The organism is Paenibacillus sp. p3-SID1389, from assembly GCF_025151705.1.
Taxonomy (GTDB): Bacteria; Bacillota; Bacilli; order Paenibacillales; family Paenibacillaceae; genus Fontibacillus; species Fontibacillus phoenicis.
The window spans coordinates 100,654-117,933 of the sequence record NZ_JALXVO010000003.1; the positions used below are offsets into that span (position 1 = coordinate 100,654).

General features: G+C 52.2%; 16 protein-coding genes. 13 read left to right on the forward strand and 3 right to left on the reverse strand.

What is annotated here, in order from left to right:
* Positions 1–407: 407 nt before the first annotated feature.
* The 3 genes from M3G15_RS02350 to M3G15_RS02360 are packed head-to-tail and all read left to right on the forward strand — an operon-like array spanning position 408 to position 3,055.
* Complete coding sequence (locus tag M3G15_RS02350) at positions 408–1,466, forward strand: ABC transporter ATP-binding protein (protein ID WP_260069961.1); 1,059 nt, start codon at positions 408–410, stop codon at positions 1,464–1,466.
* Positions 1,459–2,262 (forward strand): ABC transporter permease, encoded by an 804-nt coding sequence (locus M3G15_RS02355; RefSeq protein ID WP_260069962.1) that lies wholly within the window; start codon positions 1,459–1,461, stop codon positions 2,260–2,262. Before M3G15_RS02350 ends, M3G15_RS02355 begins: the two co-directional genes overlap by 8 nt.
* A gap of 7 nt (positions 2,263–2,269) precedes the next feature.
* The gene (locus tag M3G15_RS02360; protein ID WP_009223226.1) at positions 2,270–3,055 is read left to right on the forward strand and encodes an ABC transporter permease; all 786 of its coding nucleotides are present in this window, start codon (positions 2,270–2,272) and stop codon (positions 3,053–3,055) included.
* A 402-nt stretch (positions 3,056–3,457) separates the two neighbouring features.
* Here M3G15_RS02360 and M3G15_RS02365 read toward each other — a convergent pair whose 3' ends face one another.
* A complete protein-coding gene (locus tag M3G15_RS02365; protein ID WP_260069963.1) occupies positions 3,458–4,507 on the reverse strand; it encodes a FecCD family ABC transporter permease in 1,050 nt (349 codons plus the stop codon).
* Entirely contained in the window at positions 4,507–5,487 is a 981-nt protein-coding gene (locus M3G15_RS02370; protein WP_009223228.1) for a FecCD family ABC transporter permease, read from the reverse strand. The genes M3G15_RS02365 and M3G15_RS02370 overlap by 1 nt, the downstream gene beginning before the upstream one ends.
* 198 nt (positions 5,488–5,685) lie before the next feature.
* Here M3G15_RS02370 and M3G15_RS02375 point away from each other — a divergent pair, with 198 nt between their 5' ends.
* On the forward strand, positions 5,686–6,732 hold the full coding sequence (locus M3G15_RS02375; protein WP_260069964.1) for an ABC transporter substrate-binding protein: 1,047 nt from the start codon (positions 5,686–5,688) through the stop codon (positions 6,730–6,732).
* Between the two features lie 3 nt (positions 6,733–6,735).
* Here M3G15_RS02375 and M3G15_RS02380 read toward each other — a convergent pair whose 3' ends face one another.
* A complete protein-coding gene (locus tag M3G15_RS02380) occupies positions 6,736–7,608 on the reverse strand; it encodes a YitT family protein (RefSeq protein WP_009223230.1) in 873 nt (290 codons plus the stop codon).
* Positions 7,609–7,754: 146 nt separating this feature from the next.
* Here M3G15_RS02380 and M3G15_RS02385 point away from each other — a divergent pair, with 146 nt between their 5' ends.
* The 9 genes from M3G15_RS02385 to M3G15_RS02425 all read left to right on the forward strand — a co-directional run bounded on the left by M3G15_RS02385 (position 7,755) and on the right by M3G15_RS02425 (position 17,243).
* Positions 7,755–8,045 carry an alpha/beta-type small acid-soluble spore protein gene (locus tag M3G15_RS02385; RefSeq protein WP_009223231.1) on the forward strand — a complete coding sequence of 97 codons (291 nt, stop codon included), beginning with the start codon at positions 7,755–7,757 and terminating at the stop codon, positions 8,043–8,045.
* Positions 8,046–8,081: 36 nt separating this feature from the next.
* Positions 8,082–9,023, forward strand: coding sequence for a glutaminase A (gene glsA / locus M3G15_RS02390; protein ID WP_009223232.1), 942 nt, complete (start codon positions 8,082–8,084; stop codon positions 9,021–9,023).
* 144 nt (positions 9,024–9,167) lie between these two features.
* Entirely contained in the window at positions 9,168–10,484 is a 1,317-nt protein-coding gene (locus M3G15_RS02395; RefSeq protein WP_260069965.1) for an ABC transporter substrate-binding protein, read from the forward strand.
* Between the two features lie 75 nt (positions 10,485–10,559).
* Entirely contained in the window at positions 10,560–11,336 is a 777-nt protein-coding gene (locus tag M3G15_RS02400; RefSeq protein WP_260069966.1) for a Nif3-like dinuclear metal center hexameric protein, read from the forward strand.
* Positions 11,337–11,350: 14 nt separating this feature from the next.
* Positions 11,351–13,426 carry an alpha-glucuronidase family glycosyl hydrolase gene (locus tag M3G15_RS02405; protein WP_260069967.1) on the forward strand — a complete coding sequence of 692 codons (2,076 nt, stop codon included), beginning with the start codon at positions 11,351–11,353 and terminating at the stop codon, positions 13,424–13,426.
* Positions 13,427–13,543: 117 nt separating this feature from the next.
* A complete protein-coding gene (locus M3G15_RS02410) occupies positions 13,544–14,506 on the forward strand; it encodes a carbohydrate ABC transporter permease (RefSeq protein ID WP_028538863.1) in 963 nt (320 codons plus the stop codon).
* On the forward strand, positions 14,503–15,345 hold the full coding sequence (locus M3G15_RS02415) for a carbohydrate ABC transporter permease (RefSeq protein ID WP_028538864.1): 843 nt from the start codon (positions 14,503–14,505) through the stop codon (positions 15,343–15,345). Before M3G15_RS02410 ends, M3G15_RS02415 begins: the two co-directional genes overlap by 4 nt.
* A 94-nt stretch (positions 15,346–15,439) precedes the next feature.
* Entirely contained in the window at positions 15,440–17,047 is a 1,608-nt protein-coding gene (locus tag M3G15_RS02420; RefSeq protein ID WP_260069994.1) for a cache domain-containing sensor histidine kinase, read from the forward strand.
* Positions 17,007–17,243, forward strand: coding sequence for a sensor histidine kinase (locus M3G15_RS02425; protein WP_260069968.1), 237 nt, complete (start codon positions 17,007–17,009; stop codon positions 17,241–17,243). Before M3G15_RS02420 ends, M3G15_RS02425 begins: the two co-directional genes overlap by 41 nt.
* Positions 17,244–17,280: the final 37 nt, after the last annotated feature.

Consider the following 17,280-nt stretch of genomic DNA (forward strand, 5'->3'; position numbering starts at 1 on the left):
TTGAGCCGGCTTTTTTATTTTTTTTAGAATTCGTTTAGAAGCGTTTGATTTTATCCTATATTGCGATGGTATTGATTCCGATCATTCTCACCATGGTGATCGCTATGTGCGTCGGTTACCGCGTTGATCTATAGATCAACGTGTGGCGCCCAGATAACTAGGGCCTTTTCCCGCTTTTTTGCAGGATTATCCCTTTCGTTAAGGGAGCAAAAACATCAGTAATTTGCGTTTGGTGTTTCTGTTGCTCTCTGACCCAAAGGGATCATGTGAGAAGCCGCTTCAGGCATAGGTGCGGTCGGTCGCCTTTCTGGACTTCACACGCACGCACCTTAGGGGTGGTGCTTTGTTGGAAGTTACTATATAATCTTTAGCGGACTCAAAATTGAATCAACAAAGCGAGGGATACCATGGCTGCCATTGAAGTGCGCGATTTGCGCAAGACATATAAGGTGCAGAAAAACCGCGAAGGCCTCAAAGGGGCCTTTCTTGATTTATTTAAGCGGGAATACAACGAAGTGGCCGCCGTGAAAGATATTTCGTTTCAGATTCCAGAGGGAGAGATCTGCGGATATATCGGGGAAAACGGGGCCGGAAAATCGACCACCATCAAAATGCTCACGGGTATTTTGGTGCCGACATCGGGTTATTTGAAGGTTGGCGGCTTTGTGCCATACGCCGAGCGCGAGAAGTTCGTGCAGCATATCGGCGTCGTCTTTGGGCAGCGCAGCCAGCTTTGGTGGGATATCGGTGTCATCGAGTCGTTTGAGCTGCTGCGCAAGGTTTATCGGGTGCCGCAGGCCGATTACAAGAAACGGCTAGACGAGCTGGTGGAACGCCTTCAGCTGCAGGATCTGCTGAACCGCCCGGTACGTAAGCTCAGCCTAGGCCAACGGATGCGCTGTGAGCTGGTCGCAGCGTTGCTGCACAACCCGTCCATCGTCTTCCTGGACGAGCCGACGATTGGTCTTGACATCGTCGTCAAATCGGAGATTCGCGATTTCCTTAAGGATATGAACCGCGACCACGGGACAACGATCCTGCTGACGACACATGACCTGCAGGACATCGAGGCGCTCTGCTCCCGCGTCATTATGCTCGACGACGGCCGGATCATTTACGACGGCGGCTTAGAAGAGCTGAAGGACCGCTGGGGTACGGGCAAGGAGGTACTGTTCCAGTTTGGAACGGCCACCAAGCTGGACCAGCTGCGGAGCTGGACGGGGACGCTTCCTGTCATCTGGACGGCGGAGAACGACCTGAACGCCAAGGTTTGGATTCCACGGGATATCGGTGTCTCTGAGGTATTGGGTCAAGTGGTTGGCCAAGCGGACATCACCGACATCAAAATCATCGAAACCAACACCGACGAAATCGTCCGCAGCATTTATCAATCCGGCTCGGCGGATAAACCGGCGGACTCTGAAGCGGAGGCGGAGAGCAAAGAAGGTGCGGTTATCCATGTCTAACCAGTGGGGGGCGTACCTCGATTTTATCCGCATCCGATTTTTGACGATGCTGGCGTATCGGGTGAACTACTATTCAGGCATTCTGATCTATTCGCTGAATATTGGGGTTTATTATTTTACGTGGAAGGCGATTTACGGCGACGGGGGCGAGCTTGGCGGCTTTACCGCCTCGCAGATGACGACCTACCTGGCCGTTTCCTGGATGGCCCGGGCGTTTTATTTTAACAACCTGGATCGTGAAATCTCCACGGATATTCGAGATGGAAGCATTGCGATTCAATTTATCCGCCCTTATAACTACCTTATCGTCAAAATGATGCAGGGCTTCGGCGAAGGAATGTTCCGCTTCATCATGTTGATGATCCCCGGCATGGCGATTGCGGTGCTGCTGTTCCCGGTCAAGCTGCCAACCGAGTTGAGCGCTTGGGCAGGGTTCCTGGTGATGCTGTTCTTCAGCTTCCTGATCAATTCGCAGCTGAACGTGATTACGGGACTGATGTCTTTTTTCGTGGAAAATAACGAAGGGTTTATGCGCATGAAACGGGTGGTTGTTGATTTGTTCTCGGGCCTGATCATTCCGATCAGTCTGTTCCCGTCCTGGCTCGGCGGCATCATGTCGTTTCTGCCATTTCAGGCGATCACCTATTTACCGGGTTCGGTCTTTACCGGTCGGATTCAAGGCGCTTCGATTTGGAACGTGCTTGGCATTCAGGTGGTCTGGTTTTTCACTTTGCTCATTCCGATGATTGGGCTGTACCGTGCTTCGCGGAAACGCCTGTTCGTGCAAGGAGGTTAAGGGAAGCATGTACTACTTAGGCCTCATGGGCGAATACTTGAAAAATTACATGAAAACCCGCATGACCTACCGCGCCGACTTTTGGGTGGAGGTCATTTCTGACCTGTTGTTTCAGGCGACGAACCTGATCTTTATCTTTGTGATCTTTATGCACACCAACAGCCTGGGCGGCTGGAGCGAGAGTGAAGTGGTGTTCGTTTACGGCTTCTTTATGGTGCCGTTTGGCGTGTTTAGCTGCTTCGTTAACCTGTGGAACTTCAGTGAGCGGTATATCGTGAAGGGGGAGATGGACCGGATCATGACGCGTCCGGCGTATAATCTGTTCCAGATCTTCCTGGAAAACGTTGATCCGCCAGCGCTCGTCGGCTCGATCATCGGGTGCATCATCATGCTGATCAGCGGCGGGCAGTTGGGGCTCAGCTTCGAGTGGTGGACGATCCCAGTGTTGCTGCTGTTTACGATTAGCGCAGTTGCAATTTATACGGGGATCTACACGACGTTGACGTCCCTGTCGTTTTATTCGGATGCGCCGACTGGTATCTTGCCGTTGATGTACAACGTGCAGGGGTACGGGCGCTACCCGGTGACGATTTACAACCGCGCAATTCAAGTGCTGCTGACCTGGATATTGCCGTTTGCCTTCGTTGGCGTCTATCCGGCTTCGTTGTTCCTGGAACGCGAGGAGATGTGGCGGATGGCTTGGTTAACCCCGCTGGTAGGCCTCGTCTTTCTGGCGATCGGCCTGACCGCTTGGAACTGCGGTGTCAAGCGGTACCGTGGGGCTGGATCGTAAACCTTAGATATGAATAAAGCCGGCGTCCCTGAGAGGGGTGCACCGGCTTTTGTTCATTCTCTTTATCCGATTCAAATGCAAAAGTGCAGTTCAATTTCGGTATTTGAAGCGGATTTGCGGTAAATCTCCTTTTTCAAATGCACTTTTGCATCTCACTCGCGCCAAACCGTGGGTTTAGCGCGTTTTTAAATGCACTTTTGCAGTTGGCCGCTAAGAAAGAGGGCCGGAAGCGCACAAGGGCTGATAGTATACGCGGGTTACTTGTTCACCGGGGCTGCAAGTACATACGAGTTACTAGTACACCCTGGCTGTGACTACACGCGATTTGCTAGTATACGTGAGTTGCTAGTCTACGTAAGTTGCAGTACATGCGGGTTGCTAGTACACGCAACCTGCTCGTATTTAGAACCGGTTCCGGTTCTTATACAGCAACACCATAAAGAACGGTGCACCAATAGCGGCGGTCAACACGCCGGCTGGCACGTCCCGCGGCAAAAAAGCCGTACGCGCGATCAGATCCGCTACGAGCAGGATCAATGCGCCGAGCAGCGCGCTGACCGGGAGCACGCCGGAGAAGGACGGCCCGGTCAGCCTGCGGGCCATATGCGGCGCCATCAACCCGATAAAGGAGATGGCCCCGCCAATCGCCACTGCAGATCCTGCCAGCGAAACGCTGAGCACGATCAGCAACAGGCGCTGCAGCTGGACGCGGGAGCCTACGCTGGTGGCGATGTCGTCGCCCAACGCTTGAATGTTGACCTGGCGGGCTTGCAGCCAAGTTAGAACGAGCAGCACGGCCGTCCAAGGCAGCAGCGTCAGCACATCGTTATCCCAGGAGACGCCATATATGCTGCCGGTCATAAACGTGAGCGACTGATTCGCCAGCTGCATCGGTCCGGAGATGATCAGCATAAACGACAACGACTTGATCGCGGCAGATACCCCGATCCCGATGAGGATGATTCGCAACGGGGAGGCCCCTTTTTTCCAAGCCAATACATATAAGAGCGCAGTAATGCAGAAAGCGCCAAGAATTGATGCAAGCGGCATCCAATGGATCGAGATCGTGCCCTGAAACACATAGATAAACAAAATCGCGCCAAGCGAAGCTCCCTCAGTTATTCCCGCAACATCGGGGGAAGCAAGCGGATTGCGGATCACGCCTTGCAGGATTGCACCGGCTACGGCCAGGGAAGCGCCAACCAGCACGGCAATAAAAATTCTCGGCAGACGGAGATTCACGACAATCACTTGTTCTCCCGGTTCAGCCATGCCAAATATGGCCTTCAAGACGGTCATCGGCGGGAGATATTGGCTGCTGACCCCTACGCTGATGATCATCATTCCGATACATAGGAGAGCAAGGAGCAGGCAGATCCACAGGATTCTCCTTTTTTTGGCCAGGAGAGACGAAGGAACAGGGAGCGATGCAGCTTTGTTGGATTTGGCCATCAGTTCTTCACCCCTCTTCTAGCGATGTATACGAAGAACGGAACGCCCAAGATTGCGGTCATGACGCCAACCGGAATTTCCTTTGGCATGGCGATGTATCTGGAGCCGATGTCAGCTGATACGAGCAGGATGGCACCCGTCAAGGCGCAATAGGGCAAAATCCAACGATGATCCGCCCCTACAAAATGGCGGATGATATGCGGGATGATAATGCCAACAAATGCGATGGGGCCAGCCACGGCAACAGAGCCCCCGGCAAGCAAGATGACGGCTGCTGCAGCTAATGCTTTAATTAAGCCCGTGCGTTGGCCAAGCCCTTGCGCGACGGTTTCTCCCATAGCTAACACGTTAAGTTGTCCAGCGAGCAAGAGGGCAAGAACCATGCCAATCCCCATATAAGGAAGTACGTTTAGAAGCTGCTCCGTCCCGCGCCCAGTCACGGATCCTACCAGCCAGACGAGCACCTGATCGAACATTTTGCCGTCGGAGAGCATAAGCCCTTGAGTCAACGAGTAAAAAAACGCTGCCATCGAAGCTCCTGCCAACGTAATCTTGATGGGCGTCATTCCGTCCCGTCCCAGGCTTCCGAGAAGAAACACCACCGCTCCGCTAAGGGCAGCTCCGATTAGTGCGACCCAGGTTAAGGCTTGTATTCCCGATAAGCCAAGCCAACCCGAAGCCAGGATAATAAAGAAAGCCGCTCCGGAATTCACGCCCAGCGTGCTGGGCGAAGCGATGGGGTTGCGGGTAATGACCTGCATCAATGCGCCCGCAACGGCGAGGCAGGCACCAACGGCAGCAGCGATGAAAGCGCGAGGTACGCGAGCCGTCTGAACGAGCAAGTGCTCATTGCTTCCGTTCGGATGGACAAATGATTCCCAGACGGTAGAAAATGGGATGTCCGTCACGCCGAAGCTGATACTGCATATGACGGCAGCGGCTAATACCAATGCGCAAATCAACAAGCCTAAACCTTTCATCGGACTAGATTACCCACTTTCTAGATCAAAAATAATAATGACCATTAAATCTTAGAAGATAGGGAAGAGTCTGTCAATGAGGCTGATAATCATTCTTAATTGTATTGACAAACCAAAGAGGGATGTCTTATATTCATGAAGATGATAATCATTATCACTTAATTAGAACGCCATATTTTCTAAAGGGGAGAACGAACAATGAACAATACTCATACTAAAAAAACGAACCGCAGGCGCATTGCCTTATGGGCTTTCGCAGTGATGGCGCTGGCACTTGTCGTTGCGGGATGCGGGAATAGTAATACGCAAGGATCGTCCGGCAATACCGATACCAAGAACAGTGCGGCAGCCGAGAACCAAGCGGGAGGCAACAGCACGAATAACACGACGGATGACAAACGGGTCGTTAAACATGCGATGGGGGAAACGGAAATCACAGGCACCCCGCAAAAAGTTGTGGTTTTGACGAACGAAGGTACGGAAGCGCTGTTGGCGCTGGGAATCAAGCCGGTTGGCGCTGTGCGCTCCTGGCTGGGGGATCCGTGGTACCCGCATATTCAGGACGAGATGGAGGGTGTAACGGTGGTTGGTGAGGAAAGCCAGCCGAACCTTGAGCTGATCGCTGGCTTGAAGCCTGACCTCATTATCGGGAACAAGATGCGCCAGGAGAAGGTATATGAACAACTGCAGGCGATTGCACCTACTGTGATGTCCGAGGATTTGCGCGGCAATTGGATGAGCAATTTCAAATTGTATGCGGAAGCGTTGGGACTCACCGATAAAGGCAATGAGCTGCTGGCTGAATTCGATGCACGGATTCAAGACTTTAAGGCTAAAGCCGGAGATAAATTGAACGAAACCGTATCCGTCGTTCGCTTTATGGATGGGAAAACCCGCGTTTACCATACGAACACGTTCTCGGGGATTATTTTTGAACAGCTGGGTATTGCCAGAAACGCCATGACACTGAACGCCAAAGATACGTTTGTGGATGAAATCACCAAAGAACGGCTGCCTGAGGTAGAGGCCGACCGAATTTTCTACTTCACTTACGAAACCGGCGACGGAAATGCGAGCCAAACCGAGCAAGATTGGACAAACGATCCGTTATGGAAGAACCTAAGCGCCGTCAAGAACGGCAAAGCCTACAAAGTTGACGACGCGATCTGGAATACCGCCGGCGGGATCAAAGCGGCCAATTTGATGCTGGACGACTTGTACAAATTTTATGAACTTGAAAAGTAAAGATTATTGAACCGGCCTTGAGAACCGTCCGACAATCTCCGTGGATTGAACCACATTCATGAATGCGTGAGGGTCTGTACTAACCACAGCTTTCCGGACGGCAGCTAGTTCGTATCGGGTTGTCACGGTCATTAAGGTATAGTTTTTCTCTTCGTGATACCCGCCTTCAGAACTGAGGCAGGTAATGCCGTGATGCAGCTTGCGCAGTTGGCAGAGCATCTCGTCTTTACGCTTCGTAATGATGAAGCAGGTGACCTTGATATGACCAACATGGATCATATCGACGACTTTCCCTTTGACGAAGGTCGATAACATTGAATACAGGGCTAGATCCCAGCTTTGAAAAAAGCCAAGCGCTAGAATAACGAGCCCGTTAAGCAGAAAGAGGATGTTCCCCATGGGGACGTCCTTTTTTCGTGTGACGATGGATCCAAGAATATCAAACCCGCCGGTCGAGCCGCCAGCCCGCAGCGAAAATCCGATGCCCGCTGCAGAGATGATTCCGCCGAATACCGCGGCTAGAATCGGATCTCGGGTGACTTTCACCTCGGGGATGATGGAGATAAACCAGGTGGTGCTGACAACAGAGATACAGCTAAGCACGATATAACGGCGTCCCACCGCTTTCCAGCCCCATATTATCAAGGGTACATTAATCAAAAAGTAGACAAGCGAGATATTCCATCCCGTCAAATACACGATGATGGAAGCAAGGCCTGTGACGCCCCCGGACAATAGTTTATGCGGAATCAGGAACAAATTGAGCCCTACTGCTACAAGTACGGCGGACAGCAGAATGACGCCGATCTCCTGCGTAGGCTTTAGGCATGCTCGAAGCGGTTTTTCAATCATCGGACGATACTGGTCCAAATTCATAACTGATGCCTTCCTTAAAAATATCGTTTATAAAATATGATTATCGGCTTAAATTATCTTTTTTATCACATCAACCGACTATGACTTATCTCACCGCTTACTGGGAATCTTATTGGATAATTCTCACTTGAAAGCGGGGGATATCCATGGTACAACCAAAGGGAAGTGGCGGGAATGGCCGTCAAGAGACGGACCCGGCACTTCGCCTGAGCCGGTTTAAGGCGGAAGTCATGATGAATGAGGGATACAATATACCTCAAGAGCGGCCGGATGACGTGAAATATGAAGTTGCCCAATCGTTAGGAGTTCCACTCCGCGAAGGCGATAACGGTGATTTGACGACCGCGAAGGCCGGCAAGGTTGGCGGTGTGATCGGCGGGGCGATGGTCAAGGAAATGATCCGCTTGGCTAAACAACGCTTAAACAATCAGCAGTAAGATAGGTTACCAGAGAAAAATGCAGGAGGGTTCACCATGGCTGTGAATGAATGGGAACAACTGAAGCTCCACCTGGATAAGTGGGTGGAAGAGTGCCGAGAAACCAGCGCTGCAGGCAAGGTTGCGGAGTATATCCCTGAGCTGTCAAAGGCGAAGCCGGATATGCTCGGGATTCATATCCTGGATGCCAAGGGGCGATCCATCTCCGCAGGCGAAGCCCAGGACAGTTTTACGATGCAGAGCATTTCGAAGGTGTTCACGTTGATTCTGGCGCTCATGGACCATGGGGAATCCGCGGTATTTTCCAAGGTAGGCATGGAACCGACCGGCGATCACTTTAACTCCATCATGAAGCTGGAGTTGGTGCAGCCGGCGATTCCGTTTAACCCGTTAATTAATGCCGGCGCTATCGTGGTATCCTCCATGATTAAAGGGGAGAATGCGGAGGCGAAATCGGCGCGGATCTTGGCTTTCTTTCGCGAGTTGGCCGGCAATCCCAACCTGGAATACGATATGCAAGTATACATTTCAGAATCGAAGACGGCGCATTTGAACCGATCAATCGCTTATTTTTTGCTGGATAAAGGAGTGTTGGGCTGCGGCGTTGATGAGGTGCTGGACATCTACTTCCGCCATTGCGCGATTAAGGTCTGCTGCGCGGATTTAGCGCGGATGGCGCTGGTCCTGGCCTTCGACGGGAAGGACCCCTTGACGGGCAAGACGCTGATACCTAGAAGGTATGTGCAAATCGCCAAGACGTTTATGGTCACCTGCGGGATGTACAACGGGTCCGGGGAATTTGCCATCGAAGCTGGGCTTCCGGCGAAGAGCGGCGTATCCGGCGGGATCTTGACGCTTGTGCCCGGACGTTACGGGATTGGTGTGGTCGGGCCCGCACTCAATTCCAAAGGCAATAGCATTGCGGGCGTGCAATTAATTGAACGGCTGTCGCAAACGTTGGATTGGAGCCTATTTTAATATGGAAAGGGCAGACTTTGGTGAATAAACATTTTCGGGCAATTTTAAAACAAATTGTGCATTGCTCTCATACCCACTTCCGTTTGGAGTCGTTACTATAAAGGATGTAAACAGATATTTACGATTTAAATGGGAGGGTTATCAATGTTTAAATGGAAGCGTTTACTGACGACGCTGGTAGCGGTTACCATGGTTGGGGCGCTGGCTGCCTGCGGCGGCGGTACGAACGGTAATGCAGCTAAACCGGCAGGAGCGGCTGGGGAAGGCAATGCCGCAACTAGCACGGGCAGTGAGCCGGTGAAACTGCGGATTATGTGGTGGGGGGCGCAGGAACGGCATGAAGCCACCTTGGCAGCCCTTGATTTGTACACGAAAAACCATCCGAACGTCACCTTTGAACCGGAATACTCCGGGATGGACGGTTACTTGGACAAGCTGTCAACCCAGGCAGCGGCGAAAAATGCGCCGGACATCATCCAACTCGATCCAGGCTGGACACCGGACTGGGCGAGCCGCAAGCAATTGGCTCCTCTGGATGGGGTTGACGTATCGAAGATCGATCCGAAGCTGTTAGCCGGCGGACAACTGGATGGAACGCAATACGCTGTTCCTCTTGGTTCGGTGGCATTCGGGATGATTTATGATAAAGCCGCGCTGGACAAGCTGGGCGTCAAAAATCCGGAAAACGGCTGGACTTGGGATGATTTCTTCGCACTGGCGAAGGAGCTGAAAGGCAAGCTGCCAAGCGGTCAGTATTTTACAAAAGATTATGCAGCCAACTACTTCATGTACTCGGCTTATCAGTATAGTAAAGGCAAAGGCACGGTCATTACGGAGGATGGGAAGTTTAACATCGATGAAGCTTCCTTCCTGGAATGGACCAAGCATTTTGAAGAGCTGCGCAACGAAGGGTTAGTACCGCCAGCGGACGTCAACTCCTCTGACAAAGAGTTCGATCCGCAAATGGACCTGATGGTTGCCGGAAAAATTTTGTTCCGTTACAGCTTCTCCAACAACTACGGTGCATGGGACAGCATCAAGCCAGGCGCTTACGCGCTCGTTACGATGCCGAGAGCCGAGGAAGCCGGCGGTTGGCTGAAGCCGTCGATGTACCTGGCCGTGTCCGACAACTCCGAGCATAAGGCAGAGGCAGTAGAGTTTATCAACTGGTTCGTCAATGATCCGGAAGCTTCGAAAATCCTGAAAACCTCGCGGGGCTTGCCGGTCAACAAGGATAACGCGGCAGCGCTGGAATCCAGCATGAGCGATGTGGATAAGGTAGGCATGGAGCTGCTCCGCGCTACTGAGAAAGACGGCCAAACTTGGACGGCCGGTGCAGGGGGCTGGACGAACTATATCGATAAGGACTTCCCTCTGGTACATGATCAGCTGAGCTTTGGCAAGATCACTCCAGAAGAAGCCTACAAGCAGTTGAAAGAAGCAGCTATGGCTTACGAATAAGACTTACATTCGACTTCAGCCCGGAACAGGATTCTCGTTCCGGGTTGAGTTTTACCAGGGAAGGGGGAAGTATAGATGCTGCGCATCCAAGATGTTCTGGACCGGCTAACAGCGGCCCAGCCTACCGTGGACGGTTTAGTCTGCGGCAAGCCGGAGACACAAGTGCGCGGAATCGCCGTCACGTTTATGGCAACGCAATCAGCCATCGAGCAGGCGGCTTCGCTGGGAGCGAACCTGTTGATTTCGCATGAAGGGGTATTTTACAGCCATCGACCGGACGGGAACAAGTTGCTGGAAGAGGATCCCGTTGCCCGGCATAAGCTGCAGCGACTGAAGGAGCTGGACCTTGCGATTTATCGGTATCATGACGGCATTCACCGAGAGACGCCGGACGGCATTACGGCCGGGTTGATCGAGGAGCTCGGTTGGCAGGATGCAGTAGGGGAATATCGCCCGGCTTCCGCAGTGTTAGATCTGCCAGCAGCGACCCTTAAGGATTTGGTCAGCTTGTTGAAACGGAAGCTGAATCTTCCGTTTATCCGATTCACGGGCAATCCGGATATGGGATGTCGGAAGGTCGGAGTGCTGGTTGGCTACCGGGGCGGCGGCGAGCTGGCAATCCCGCTGCTGGGAGAGGTCGACTTGATCATCGCCGGCGAAGGCCCGGAATGGGAAGCGCCCGAGTATGTACGGGACGCCGTTTATCAAGGCCGGGAGAAGGCGATGATTTTCCTTGGCCACGGTCCCAGCGAAGCACCTGGAATGAGGCGGTTAGCCGGCAAGCTCCGCATGGCTTTCCCGACCCTTCCGGTGCATGTGATCGAAAATGAAACGTTATTTCAATGGAGATGACAGGGGGAGATTCCATGAACAAATCAACCACAATGACGGAAGTTGGGTATGATGCCTGGCTTCGATACCGGAGGATTGAACCGGGAGAGAGACGGACGGAGTTAGATCAATTTGACGGCATCGTTATCGATGGCACGGATGAACCGGCAGCGCACACTGCTGCTCAGGAGCTGTCGAGAGGTTTATCCCAAATGCTGGGGCGTGAGATTTCTATTATGGAAAGTGCAGGGGACCGTCCTTGTTTTGTGCTGGGGCTGTTGGGGCATAGTCCTATCCTAGATGAGGTGTTTTCGGAAGGGAAGGCTTCCTTGCAATTGGGGGCGGAAGGCTATGCTCTGCGGTATAAACCGGATTCCGCTCGGTTCGCCATCGGTGCGGAGAATGCCTCCGGTTTATTGTACGGGGTGTTTGACTTGCTGCGCCGCTTGGGGACTGGACAGTCGCTGCAAGGACTGAATATTTCGGAGCGACCGGTGAACGTACTGCGGATGGTGAATCAATGGGACAACATGGACGGCAGTATTGAGCGCGGTTACGCAGGAGCTTCGATTTTTTACGAAAATCATCGGTTCACACAGAACCTGGAACGCATTACCGACTATGCGCGGCTGCTGGCATCAACAGGGATCAACGCGATTTCCATTAACAATGTCAATGTGCATCGGGTCGAGACCGGGCTGATTACGAAGGAATTTCTGCCGGATGTCGCCAAGGTGGCTGAAATCTTCCGCAGCTATGGCATTAAGCTGTTCCTCAGCATTAATTACGCAGCGCCGCTTGAAATCGGCGGATTATCTACTGCCGATCCGCTGGTTCCAGAGGTTGCAGCATGGTGGCGGGAGCGCGCAGATGAGATTTACCAGGCGATCCCGGACTTTGGCGGCTTCTTGGTAAAGGCAGATTCGGAGAACCGACCGGGACCATTTACGTATGGACGGGATCATGCAGACGGTGCCAATATGCTGGCCGAGGCATTGGAACCTTACGGCGGACTAGTGATCTGGCGCTGCTTCGTTTACAACTGTAAGCAGGACTGGCGGGATCGCAAAACAGATCGGGCACGGGCTGCCTATGATCATTTCGTTCCGCTCGATGGACGGTTTAAAGAGAACGTGATTTTGCAGGTCAAAAACGGCCCAATCGACTTTCAAGTGCGCGAGCCCGTATCGCCGCTGCTAGGTGCGATGCCTGCGACAAATCAAATGATCGAGTTCCAAATCACCCAAGAATATACCGGGCAGCAACGTCATGTCTGCTACCTCGTACCTCAGTGGAAGGAAGTGCTGGACTTCGATACCCATCTGAAGGGCGAGGGCTCGACCATCAAACGGATTGTGGACGGTACGCTGCATAGTTCCCGTTACAGCGGGTTTGCCGCGGTTTCCAATATCGGGAACGATGCTAACTGGACCGGTCATTTGCTGGCACAGGCGAACTTTTATGGCTATGGGCGGCTGGCCTGGAATCCGGACCTTAGCGCTGAAGCGATTGCGGAGGAATGGATTAAGCTCGTATTTGGAAGCGACGAGCGGGTCAACCAAGTGATCCTTCGTATTTTGATGGATTCCTGGAGCATTTATGAAAGCTACACCGCTCCGCTGGGCATCGGCTTTATGGTGAATCCAAACCATCATTATGGCCCGAATGTCGATGGTTATGAATACTCGATGTGGGGGACGTATCATTTTGCGGATTGCCACGGGATCGGTGTGGACCGCACGAAAGCTACGGGAACGGGATATACCTCACAATATGCAGAGCCGAATCAAAGTTTATACGAAAAGCTGGAGACGTGTCCCGACGAGCTGTTGCTCTTCTTCCATCACGTGCCGTACACCCATGTGCTCCAATCCGGCAAGACGGTCATTCAGCATATTTACGATACTCATTTTGAAGGGGTTGAGCGAGCCGAGGAGTTGGTGGAATTGTGGGCTGGTCTATCCGGCTTGATGGAAGATTCGCTGCATCAGCAGGTTGCCGAGCGATTGGCGGAGCAAGCGGAGCATGCCAAGGAGTGGCGTGACCAAATCAATACGTACTTCTATCGCAAAAGCGGCATTAACGATCAGCAAGGACGTCGGATTTATTAAGATTATTTTTTTCGTGATATTTTAAAAGATTTCGAGGATTCCTCTTCTACAACCGGCCGTGGGCCCGCCCTATACTTGAACTATAAGGCATTCTGAAACTGCAGAGGTGAATCAAGCATGAAAAGTTCCGCGGCCTTGAGCTTAGAAGACGCGCCAGTCAGCAACAAACGCCGGACCTTCCACAAACGATGGAATGCTCCGGTGGCCGGCTATTTATTTATTTCACCGTGGCTGCTCGGGTTTCTCGGGCTGACCGCATACCCGCTGATTTTATCGTTGTACTACTCGTTTACGGACTACACGTTGTTGGAACCGATTCATTGGGTAGGGACCAAAAACTACGAGCTGATCTTTACGGCAGACTCCAAATTTGTCACCTCGGTTAAGGTTACGTTCCTGTACGTCTTAGCCTCGGTCCCTCTCAAGCTGATCGCAGCGTTGCTTGTCGCCATGGTGTTGAACCGGGCGGTGCGGGGGATCGGATTGTACCGTACGGCGATTTACTTCCCGTCGTTGATCGGCGGCAGTATCGCGGTATCGCTGCTTTGGCGGAATATTTTTGGTGTAGACGGGATCTTTAACAAAATTATCGGAGCGTTTGGCTTTGAGGGGAAAGGTTGGATCACCAGCCCAGATACGGCGTTAAGTACGCTGGTGTTGCTGACGGTCTGGCAGTTCGGTTCATCGATGGTAATCTTCCTGGCCGGACTTAAGCAAATCCCGGCTGAACTGTATGAGGCATCCGCCGTGGACGGCGCCGGTAGGTTCCGTCAGTTCTTCAACATCACGCTGCCGATGCTCTCGCCGGTATTGTACTTCAACCTGGTGATGGGCGTGATCAACGCGTTCCAAATGTTTACGTCAGCGTTTGTCATCACAAACGGCGGCCCAATGAACTCGACGTTTGTGTATGCGCTATATTTGTACGAGCGGGCGTTTAGCCGGTATCAGCTGGGTTATTCGTCGGCACTCGCCTGGATCATGTTGGTGATGATCGTGATTGCTACGTTAATCATTGCCGGAACTTCGAAATATTGGGTGTTCTACGAGACGGAACCGGAAGGGAGAAATGGCAAATGACCTTTAAATGGAAGCCGCTGGTTCGGCACTTCTTTATGATTCTGTTTAGCTTGGTCATGATCTACCCCGTGCTGTGGTGGATCGGCGCGTCGCTGAAGACGAACGGCGAGCTGGCTTCGCCAAATATTTTCCCTTCGGTTCCTCAATGGAGCAACTTTGTGAAGGGCTGGAATGCGGTGCCGGGTCACACATTCACCGATTTCTATCTGAACACTTTCGCCTTAGAGGCCGCGGTTATTGCTGCGACGCTGGTATCCAGCACGCTCGTAGCGTTTGGGTTCGGAAGATTGAATTTCCCTTTGAAAAACCTCTGGTTCTCCTTGTTTATGCTTACGTTAATGATGCCGGGGCAAGTGCTGATTATTCCTCAATACGCTTTGTTCCACCAGCTCGGATGGGTGAATACGTATTTGCCGTTTATCGTGCCGCATATGCTTGCGGGCGGTGCGGGCGGGACGTTCTTCGTCTTCCTGCTGATCCAGTTCGTGCGCGGCATTCCGAAGGAGTTGGACGAATCGGCCAAAATCGACGGCTGCTCGTGGTTCGGGATCTACTTTCGGATTGTCATGCCGCTGATGGTTCCGGCGATCGTGACCGTCACCATCTTCTGCTTCTTGTGGAACTGGGACGACTTCCTTGGACATCTGTTGTATCTCAATTCGGTAGACAAATATACGGTTAGCCTGGCGCTGCGGATGATTAACGATTCCCAGTCGGCTCAAGAATGGGGACAACTGCTGGCGATGTCGCTCGTCTCCATCATTCCGGCTACCTTGATCTTTATGTTCTTGCAAAAATACTTCGTTGAAGGGATTGCCACAACCGGAATAAAGGGATAAGGGTGGCGGATAGCCAATTATATAACGGTAAAGCGTGAACGACCTTCGCAGCTTTACCGTTTTTTCCTTACCTGAAGGGAGTGCAGCCTTGCGCATGACGAATCCGTTTAAGAAATTCAGAATTGACAGTTTGTTTTTTCGCAGTTTTTCTATCTTTATGGTGGCCGTCTTGGCTTGTATTGCCTGGGCCAGCTATCTTATTTCATCGAATGAACTGGCCAAGACCAGTTCCCATTACCAGCAGTTGTTGCTGGATGAGCTAAATAACGAAATTACCACTCGGTTGGTGACGATTGAGCAAATTTCGTTGTCGACGTCACGCGATAATGAACTGATTACGTTCCTGCGCGATCGGCAGGATGAATACGATCGGCATCGCCGCTCTGTGAGTGTGGAGCGCGCTTTAGCGAATTTGACCTATTCGATTCCGATCATCCAAGGAATCGACTTATATATGGAGCGTCCGTTACGTGGGGACGCCAACAGCTATATCCAATTCCGTAGTCTAGGCGATCTGGCTAAGCAAGATTGGGTGGAGGCGCTCGACAAGAATGATTTTGCCTGGGTTAGCGAGCATAAAGTCCCAAGTTTCCAAGGGAACGTGCGGGTGCTCAGCTTCGCCCGCAAAATCGTCGAGGAGAACAAATACCTCGGCGTGCTCGTCGTCCACGTCAAAGCCAAAGAGATTGAACAACTCTTAGCTGGACATTCTGCGCCGGCGAATCGGATAATGATTGACACGTTGGGCCAGCTGACACTAAAAACCGGCCTGGTGCCTGAGCATACCGAGTTATCCCAATGGATCAATGTAAAAACGGATCAATCGGGATACGTTCATATCCGGGGGAACAAGGAGCTGGGGGATTCCCTGCTGGTATATTCCAAGATGCAGGATTCCCATTGGATGCTCGTGGAAGTCACGCCTTGGAGTGAAATTACGAGCGGCAGTTTCCGTCTGGCACTGGTCATCGGCGTGATTGGCGTGATCGCCATTTTGCTTGTCTTGTTGCTTACGCTTTACTTAAGCCGCCAATTTACCAAACCGATCAAACAGCTGGTGACCGCCATGCGGCAATATTTCGTAGGCGGCCGGGAAGAAGCAGGCAGCGGCGAGCATCCCGTTGATCTGCCCAACGATTACGAGAACGAGTTTGGGTATCTGTTTGATGGATATCGCAAGCAGATGGAGCAGATTGAAGAGTTGTACCGATCACTGCGACTAAGATACGAGCAGCAACGTAAAGCGGAAATCGAAGCGCTGCAGGCCAATATCAACCCGCATTTTTTGTACAACATGCTGGATCAATTAAACTGGATGGCCATCGAAGCTGGACAGGACGAGCTTAGCCGGATTCTCGAGCTGATGGGCAGGATGTTTCGGATTGGCTTATCCAACGGCAACAGCTTTATTACCATTGGCGAGGAGCTGGAGCATATCCATTGTTACTTGGAAATTCAGCAACTTCGTTGGCAAGCCGGAGGCGGCGGTGAACTGGACTACACGATCGATGCTCCGTTCTCCGTTCAGGAGTTGTTTATTCCCAAGCTGACACTGCAACCGTTCGTTGAGAATGCCATCGTCCACGGATTTAACGGACGTACTTGCGGGAAGTTGTGGATCACGCTGGAGGAACAGTCGAACCGGCTTGTGATTACGATCGATGGACGACGGCGCTGGACTGCAGCAGGCCGTGCCTCGTGAGCGGAAGCGGAGAACGGGAGGTTACGGCATCCGCAATGTGAAGGAGCGTATCGCGGGTTACTTTGAAGGCGCTTACGGCGTAGAGTTATCTCAACGGGAGGAAGGGGGAACCCGTGTGGTGATTACGTTGCCGAAGCTGTTGGAGCCCCCGGTGCCTCAACTGATCGAACCGCTTGAACCAGGACCGGCTGCATAAACCGTAGGTCCGTGCCGAAACATCTAAAACATCTTGG

Excerpts from the sequence above, each read along its gene's own strand:
- M3G15_RS02400 (WP_260069966.1), top strand. The coding sequence starts at position 10,560 with ATGCTGCGCATCCAAGATGTTCTGGACCGGCTAACAGCGGCCCAGCCT.
- M3G15_RS02395 (WP_260069965.1), top strand. The coding sequence starts at position 9,168 with ATGTTTAAATGGAAGCGTTTACTGACGACGCTGGTAGCGGTTACCATG.
- M3G15_RS02415 (WP_028538864.1), top strand. The coding sequence starts at position 14,503 with ATGACCTTTAAATGGAAGCCGCTGGTTCGGCACTTCTTTATGATTCTG.
- M3G15_RS02425 (WP_260069968.1), top strand. The coding sequence starts at position 17,007 with ATGGACGACGGCGCTGGACTGCAGCAGGCCGTGCCTCGTGAGCGGAAG.
- M3G15_RS02360 (WP_009223226.1), top strand. The coding sequence starts at position 2,270 with ATGTACTACTTAGGCCTCATGGGCGAATACTTGAAAAATTACATGAAA.
- M3G15_RS02365 (WP_260069963.1), bottom strand. The coding sequence starts at position 4,507 with ATGGCCAAATCCAACAAAGCTGCATCGCTCCCTGTTCCTTCGTCTCTC.
- M3G15_RS02420 (WP_260069994.1), top strand. The coding sequence starts at position 15,440 with ATGACGAATCCGTTTAAGAAATTCAGAATTGACAGTTTGTTTTTTCGC.
- M3G15_RS02405 (WP_260069967.1), top strand. The coding sequence starts at position 11,351 with ATGAACAAATCAACCACAATGACGGAAGTTGGGTATGATGCCTGGCTT.
- M3G15_RS02410 (WP_028538863.1), top strand. The coding sequence starts at position 13,544 with ATGAAAAGTTCCGCGGCCTTGAGCTTAGAAGACGCGCCAGTCAGCAAC.
- M3G15_RS02350 (WP_260069961.1), top strand. The coding sequence starts at position 408 with ATGGCTGCCATTGAAGTGCGCGATTTGCGCAAGACATATAAGGTGCAG.
- M3G15_RS02370 (WP_009223228.1), bottom strand. The coding sequence starts at position 5,487 with ATGAAAGGTTTAGGCTTGTTGATTTGCGCATTGGTATTAGCCGCTGCC.
- M3G15_RS02375 (WP_260069964.1), top strand. The coding sequence starts at position 5,686 with ATGAACAATACTCATACTAAAAAAACGAACCGCAGGCGCATTGCCTTA.
- M3G15_RS02385 (WP_009223231.1), top strand. The coding sequence starts at position 7,755 with ATGGTACAACCAAAGGGAAGTGGCGGGAATGGCCGTCAAGAGACGGAC.
- glsA (WP_009223232.1), top strand. The coding sequence starts at position 8,082 with ATGGCTGTGAATGAATGGGAACAACTGAAGCTCCACCTGGATAAGTGG.
- M3G15_RS02380 (WP_009223230.1), bottom strand. The coding sequence starts at position 7,608 with ATGAATTTGGACCAGTATCGTCCGATGATTGAAAAACCGCTTCGAGCA.
- M3G15_RS02355 (WP_260069962.1), top strand. The coding sequence starts at position 1,459 with ATGTCTAACCAGTGGGGGGCGTACCTCGATTTTATCCGCATCCGATTT.